Genomic DNA, 7060 nt, shown 5'->3' on the forward strand with positions numbered 1-7060 from the left:
CCACGCCGGAGCCGGTGTCGGTCGCCGTGACCGTGACGGTGGCGTGCCCGATGTACGCCCCGTCCGCGTTCTTCTCGCCCGCCACCGTCGCGGAGGTCTCCGGGGCGGTGGTGTCCTCGCCCTGGCCGCCGTCCGTGACGGTGAGGATGCCCTCCATCTCGCCGTGGCCGGGGATCGTGCAGTAGTAGCGGTACCGGCCGGGGGTGAGGGTGACCTCGGCGGTGTGCCTGCCGCCGTTGGCGTCCAGGGGGTTGGCCAGGATGTTCAGCGGGACGTCGTTGTTGTACTCCGGGTCGGAGACGTCGAACGTCAGGGTGTGCGGCATGGCGGTGGTGTTGCCGGTGGCCTCGCTGTTCTCGAAGACGATCGTGGCCTTTCCGGCGACCGCGGTCGCGGGTGCCGAGGTGTACTTCGTGATGTCGTTGCCCGCGGTCCAGGTGAGCACCTGCTCCGCGGCGGTCCCGGTGTCCGGGGCCGGCCGGCCGTGGGCCACCGATGAGGTCAGGCCGAGGACCGTCAGCAGAGCGGTCACCAGGGCCGTCCAGATTCTCCGGTTCACCGCTCCGCCTTCTCGTCCGTGCCGACCAGGTCCTCGGGCAGCGGAGTCGCCTCGCCGCCCCGGTAGGTGACGCGCCACAGCGCCGACGCGTCGTCGTAGTTGAAGAAGCCGCGCCCGTAGTCCAGGACGTACAGGGCCCCGTCGGGTCCGAAGCGCCAGTCCATGAGGTTGCGGATGCCCTTCGCCCCGGTCGGGACGATCTTGTCGAGGCTCTCGGCGTGCACGGGCAGGCCGCCCTTGCCGACCGTCTTCGGATCGGTGAGGACCGCGTGCCGCGGCTGGTCGCCGTCGTAGAAGTCGCCGACGAACCACTTGCCGTCCCAGTACGCCGGCCACTTCTCCTGGCTGTCGCTCGCGGCGTCGTACCGGTAGACCGGCCCGTTCATCGTGGCCTGGCCCCCGCCCTTCAGCCACGGCAGCAGCAGCTTCTGCTCCTCCAGCTTGTAGCTGGGGATGCCGTCGGCGTTGCGCGGGAAGTCGGGGGCGCCGCCCTGCGGGGAGTACCAGATGGTGTTGGAGGTGACCGGGGGGAGGTTCACCAGGCCGTCGTTGTGGGGGGACTCGTTCCTCGGGTGGTCGCAGTCGTACCAGCCGAGCGGCTTGCCCGGGTCGGGCAGGTTGCGGTCCCGGTAGGGCTGCTTGTTGCCCATGCAGAACGGCCAGCCGTGGTTGCCCGCCCTGGTGATCGCCGCGAAGGTGTCGTACTTGGCCGGTCCCCACACGGGACTCGGCGTGGAGGCGTCGGGGCCGACCCATCCCGCGTAGAGGATGTCGGTCTTCTGGTCGACGGCGATGCGGGCCGGGTTGCGGACGCCCATCACGTAGATCTCGCCGCGGGTCTTGCCGCCGCCCTCGTCCTGCTCCTTGCCGGTGAAGAGGTTCCCCTCGGGGATGGTGTACGTCCCGTCGTCCTCGGGGTGGATGCGCAGGATCTTGCCGTTGAGGTTGTTGGTGTTGCCGGAGGTGCGGCGGGCGTCGGCGAAGGCGCGGCCCTTGAAGTTCGGCTCCGGGTTGTTGCCGGAGTAGCCGTCGCTGAAGCCGGAGGAGTTGTTGTCGCCGGTGGCGATGTAGAGGTTGCCCTTGGAGTCCCAGGCCATGCCGCCGCCCGCGTGGCAGCAGCTGTGGATCTGGACGGGCCACTTCAGCAGGACCTTCTCCGAGGAGAGGTCGAGCCGGCCCGTTCCGGGGTCGAGGGTGAAGCGGGAGACCCGGCGCTCGGCCATGTGCGTGTCGCGGTCGATCCGCGCGTGCGGGGTGTAGTGGAGGTAGATCCAGCCGTTGGTGAGGAAGTCGGGGTCGAGTTCGATGCCGACCAGTCCCTCCTCGTTCTTGGTCAGCTCCCCGCCGCCGCCCTTGTTGCCGAAGACGTCCAGCGAGCCGATGAGGGTCGCCTTCCCGGTCCTGGGGTCCCAGACGTGGACGGTGCCCTTGCCCTTGCCGATCCCGGGGTCGTTCCAGTCGGTCTTCACCGGTTCCCCGGGGCCTCCGCCGCCCCGGCCGATGTAGAAGACCCGGCCGTCCTTGGCGGTGACGAGCCCGTGCGGCTCGCCGATCTGGTCCGTCTGGCCGGGCTGGTTGGGCCGGGTGAGGCGCTCGGCCTGGTAGTTGGCGGTGATGGTGGCCTTGCAGTCGGCGCGGGCCAGGCGGGTGGTCCACAGCAGGGCGCCGCGCAGGTGCGCGCGGAAGTCGGTCTCCTGGAAGCTGGCCGCCGTACCGCCCATGGCGGTGTAGAAGGACCGGCCGCCGTCGTAGTCCCGGCACCAGGAGACGGGGTGGTCCCATCCGTTGGCGCCCTCGCCCGGCCGGTACGAGTTCTCGCGCACCCGCGCCACCGTGTGGACCTCGCCCGAGGGGTTGGACTCCCAGTTGAACCACTTGTCGGACCGCTTCCACTCCAGCGGCAGTTCCTTGGTGGCCGGGTGGACGCGGTCGCCGACCTCGACGACGGCCCGCTGCACCGCCGCCGCGCCGCCGGCCGCCGGGCGGGCCCCGATCAGGCCGGTGAACCAGGAGGAGTACGGCTCGGTGCGCGCCGCGTCGTGGATGCCGAGGAATCCGCCCCCGGCCTCCAGGTAGCTCTCCAGCCCGGCTTCCTGTTCGGGGTCCAGCACGTCGCCGCCGCCGGTGAGGAAGACGACCGCGTTGTACCTGCCGAGCTTCTTCGAGGTGAACACCGAGGCGTCCTCGGTGGCGTCGACCGTGAAGCGCTCGGCGCTCGGGCCGGAACTGCCGATCCGTTCGACGGCCTCGATGCCCGCGTTCACCGTCGGCGGCTCCTCGCCGGCCGAGGCGTGGAAGACCAGGACCCGTACGTTCTCCCCGCCCGGCGGGGACTTCAGTTGCAGCTTCGGCGCCGGTGAGCCGGGGTCGAGGCGGGCGGCGGCCGGTGTGCCGCCCAGCAGGGTCGTGGTGATGGCACCGGCCACCAGCGCGGCGACGAGGCCGCGTCGCTTTCCGAGGTGCAGTGTGCTGGCCCCTCGTCTCGCCGAGGGAAATCGATGCGGTGTGTGCCGCATGGTCCACCCACCCTCTCCGGTCGGAGCAACAGCCGTGAAGCTAGACCTCTTTTCGCGGCCCGCCAATACCTATGACCGACACTCAACAAACTTTGTCCTGACCGTGGACGAACAGGGGCCGCCGGTTTACCGTGGCGTTGCTCCGCCCCCACGATCCGTCAGCCCCCCGCCTGTGAGAGCGAGTTGGGAGAGCGATGACCGAGGCAGCCGGCAACATCCCCAGGCGCACCTTCAGCCGACGGTTCCTCGCCGGCGGCGCGGCCGCCGCGGCCGTGGCCCCGGCCGTCCTGGCCACCGGGGCCTCCCCCTCCGCGGCGCAGGGGACCGTACGGGCCGCCAGGGAGCCGGTCCGTACGGCGCGGGCCGGGGGCGAGGTCCGCCACCTGAAGATGTACGCGGAGAGGCTGCCCGACGGGCAGATGGGCTACGGGCTGGAGAAGGGCAAGGCCACCATCCCGGGTCCGCTGATCGAGCTGGTCGAGGGCGACACCCTGCACATCGAGTTCGAGAACACGATGGACGTGGAGGCCAGCCTCCACGTGCACGGCGTCGACTACGACATCGCCAACGACGGCACCCGGATGAACCGCAGCACCGTGCCGCCCGGCGGGAAGCGCACGTACACCTGGCGCACCCACGAGCCCGGACGGCGCAAGGACGGCACCTGGCGGCCGGGCAGCGCGGGGTACTGGCACTACCACGACCACGTCGTCGGCACCGAGCACGGCACCGGCGGCATCCGCAGGGGCCTGTACGGGCCGGTGGTGGTCCGCAGGAAGGGCGACGTCCTGCCGGACAAGCAGTTCACCATCGTCTTCAACGACATGACGATCAACAACAAGGGGGCCGGCGAGACCCCGAACTTCGAGGCGACCGTGGGCGACCGGGTCGAGATCGTCATGATCACGCACGGCGAGTACTACCACACGTTCCACATCCACGGTCACCGCTGGGCGGACAACCGCACGGGCCTGCTCGAAGGCCCGGACGACCCGAGCCGCGTCATCGACAACAAGATCACCGGCCCGGCCGACTCATTCGGTTTCCAGGTGATCGCCGGGGAGAACGTGGGCGCCGGCGCGTGGATGTACCACTGCCACGTCCAGAGCCATTCCGACATGGGCATGGCCGGGCTGTTCCTCGTCGCCAAGCCCGACGGCACCGTTCCCGGCTACGAGCCGCACCACCCGCCGGGCCACGAGCACTGACCCGCGGCCCCGCCGCGGCCCGCCTACAGGACCTCCCACTCGCGCGCTCGCGCGAGCAGGTGCCGGTGGACCAGGGCCACGGACGGGTCGGCGAGACCGCCGGTACGGGTCGCCAGGTACAGGGTGTTGAGCGGGCGCACGCCCGCGGTGTGCAGCACCTCCACCGAGCCCGCCGCGAGCGCCGGTTCCGCCAGATAGCGGGGAAGGACCGACACCCCGATGCCCGCGACCACCGCGGCCAGTACGGCCCGCAGGTCGGGCACGGTGACCGCGACCGGGTTGGGCGGGCGGCGGCCGAACTCGCTGCGCCAGTAGCGGCGGATGATGGGCAGCTCCTCCGCGTACGCCACCAGCGGCAGGTGCGCCAGCGCCTGCACCGGGTCGCGGGCCAGGTGCCCGGGGTCGATCGTGCGGGCCTGGCTCGGCGCTCCCACCAGCACGAACTCCTCGTCGGCGAGCGGCGTCGCCGTGATCTTCGCCAGCTTCGGGCGCACGGCCGAGACCACCAGGTCCACCCGCCCGCCCGCCAGGGCCGCCAGCAGGTCCTCCGCGAGCCCCAGGGTGATCCTCAGCCGCAGCCCGCGGTCCGTCAGCGGGGCGAGCGAGGGCAGCACCCGGGCGGCCATCAGGTCCGCGGCGCCGGCCAGGTGCACCGTGCCCTGGTGGGCCGCCCGGTCGTCGCCGGCCGCGAGGGCCCGGCGCAGCGCGTCGAGGTGCGTGCCGATGCGCCGGGCGAGGTCGTGGGCCCGGTCGGTGGGGGTGACGCCACGGCGCGACCGCGTGAACAGGGGCTCGCCGAGCTGCTCCTCCAGGCGGGCGAGCTGGCCGCTGACCGCGGGCTGGGTCAGCCCGCGGCGCGCCGCGGCGGCGGTGAGCGAACCCTCCCGGTAGATCTCCAGGAAGGTCCGGAGCAGGTCGAGGTCCGGCACGCAATTCCCCTGCCATAAGAAATCTGATGATGTCGGCGAGGATATCCAAAGAACCCTGATTAGCGTGGGCGTCGTACCGGACAGCAGGCGCCGCAGAGGGCGCGGATCAGGAGAAGGAAGTCCGCCATGGCAAGGATCGTGATGGTCATCACCGGAGCCGACAGCCTCACGCTGGCCGACGGCACCGCCCACCCGACCGGCTACTGGGCCGAGGAGGTCGCCGCGTCGCACCAGGTGTTCCGCGAGGCCGGCGTCGAGGTGGACATCGCCACCCCGGGCGGCGTACGGCCCACCGTCGACCCGGCCAGCCTGGACGAGCGCGGCGGCGTCACGGCGGCCGACGCCGAGAGGTTCCGGGCGTACCTGGACTCCCTCACACCCCAGCTGGCGGAGCCGCGGGCCCTCGCCGGGCTCTCGGCCGCCGACTACGACGCGGTCTACGTGCCCGGGGGCCACGGCCCGATGGAGGACCTGGCACGCGACGCCGACCTCGGCCGGCTGCTCGCCGAGGCCGACCGGCAGGGGAGCGTCGTCGGGGCGCTGTGCCACGGCCCCGCGGCGCTGCTGAGCACCGTCGGCGAGGGCGGCGGCTTCCTCTTCGCCGGGCGTTCGATGACCGCGTTCACGGACGAGGAGGAGCGGCAGGGTGGTCTCGGCGACGCGGTCCCGTACCTCCTGGAGAGCAGGCTCCGCGAGCACGGCGCCGTCATCGAGGCGGGCCCGGCCTGGACGAGCCGGGTGGTGGTGGACGGCAACCTGGTCACCGGGCAGAACCCGCAGTCCAGCGTGGACACCGCCAAGCGGGTGCTCGCCGCGCTGGAGGCGGCCGGCTGACCCACGAGGTGGTGCCCGCCACCGGTGCGCGGTGGCGGGCACCTCCGTTCCGGCCGGCCTTCCGGTCAGCAGCCGTCCTCGCGCAGCGACCGCAGGTACGCGCCGGAGCGGCGGGCGAAGCTGAGCGAGTCGCCCGGGTTGTCGTGTTCGGCGATCCAGTGGTGGTTGCGGCGGCGGGAGAGCCGCTCGACCCCGCCGATGAACCGCTCGTAGTCGATGTCGCCGTCGCCGACGTCCACCATGCGGTAGCCGTCGCGGGTCGAGGGGTCCTTCTCGCCGTCCTTCACGTGGAACAGCGGATAGCGGTGCGGCGCCGCCAGGACGTAGTCGATCGGGTCGAAGGGCGCGGGGACGCCGTCGGGCCGGGTGCTGAAGCGGAACTGCGCGCAGTACGCCCAGTAGATGTCCATCTCCAGGTGGACCAGGTCGGGGTCGGTCTCCTCCAGCAGCACGTCGTACAGGCGCACGTCGGGCCGGTCGGTGGCGAAGGAGAACTCCTCGGCGTGGTTGTGCTGGTAGAACGTCATGCCGCGGGCGCGGGCCGCGGCGCCGTAGGTGTTGAAGTCCTCCGCGGCCCGCTTCCAGGCGTCGACCGTGGAGCCGTAGCGGAACGGTCCGCTGGCGGTGCCGATGTGCTTCAGGCCCAGCTCCTGGGCGTCGTCGAGGACCTTCTCCAGATTGGTCGCGAAGGTGTAGGCGTTCGGGTCGGAGGAGTAGTAGCCGACGTGGCTGCCGACGGCCCGCAGGCCGTTGTCGCGGACCAGGCGGCGCAGTTGTCCCAGGGTGATGGGGCCCGCCGAGCCCTGGGTGTAGCCGGCGAACTCCACCTCGGAGTAGCCGTAGCGCCGCAGCTCCTCGAAGACGCGGGCGAAGCCGAGGGTGGAGACCTGGTCGCGGACGCTGTAGAGCTGGATGCCGAGGCTGCCCCTGGGGAGCAGCGGGCCGCCGCGGCGGCGGCCGGATGCGGCGGAGGCCGCCGGGGCGGCCGCCGCGGTGCCGGGGGCGCCCGTGCCC

General features: G+C 72.0%; 6 protein-coding genes. 2 read left to right on the plus strand and 4 right to left on the minus strand.

The window, feature by feature from the left end; all coding sequences use genetic code 11:
- A partial coding sequence (locus VE546_RS18215) for a cupredoxin domain-containing protein (protein ID WP_324923605.1) occupies positions 1–547 on the minus strand: 547 nt, incomplete at its 3' end.
- An 8-nt stretch (positions 548–555) separates the two neighbouring features.
- On the minus strand, positions 556–3075 hold the full coding sequence (locus VE546_RS18220) for a ThuA domain-containing protein (RefSeq protein ID WP_414720520.1): 2520 nt from the start codon (positions 3073–3075) through the stop codon (positions 556–558).
- Positions 3076–3269: 194 nt separating this feature from the next.
- Between VE546_RS18220 and VE546_RS18225 the strand changes: the two genes are divergently transcribed.
- Positions 3270–4283 carry a multicopper oxidase domain-containing protein gene (locus VE546_RS18225; protein ID WP_324923596.1) on the plus strand — a complete coding sequence of 338 codons (1014 nt, stop codon included), beginning with the start codon at positions 3270–3272 and terminating at the stop codon, positions 4281–4283.
- A 23-nt stretch (positions 4284–4306) separates the two neighbouring features.
- Here VE546_RS18225 and VE546_RS18230 read toward each other — a convergent pair whose 3' ends face one another.
- Positions 4307–5212, minus strand: coding sequence for a LysR family transcriptional regulator (locus VE546_RS18230; protein WP_324923599.1), 906 nt, complete (start codon positions 5210–5212; stop codon positions 4307–4309).
- Between the two features lie 126 nt (positions 5213–5338).
- Here VE546_RS18230 and VE546_RS18235 point away from each other — a divergent pair, with 126 nt between their 5' ends.
- Positions 5339–6046, plus strand: a complete 708-nt coding sequence (locus VE546_RS18235; protein ID WP_324923601.1) for a type 1 glutamine amidotransferase domain-containing protein — start codon at positions 5339–5341, stop codon at positions 6044–6046.
- A 65-nt stretch (positions 6047–6111) separates the two neighbouring features.
- Here the strand turns inward: VE546_RS18235 and VE546_RS18240 are convergent.
- Positions 6112–7060: sugar phosphate isomerase/epimerase (locus tag VE546_RS18240; RefSeq protein ID WP_324923603.1), on the minus strand; the 949-nt coding region annotated here is incomplete at its 5' end.

The organism is Streptomyces sp. (assembly GCF_035644915.1).
Lineage (GTDB): Bacteria > Actinomycetota > Actinomycetes > Streptomycetales > Streptomycetaceae > Streptomyces.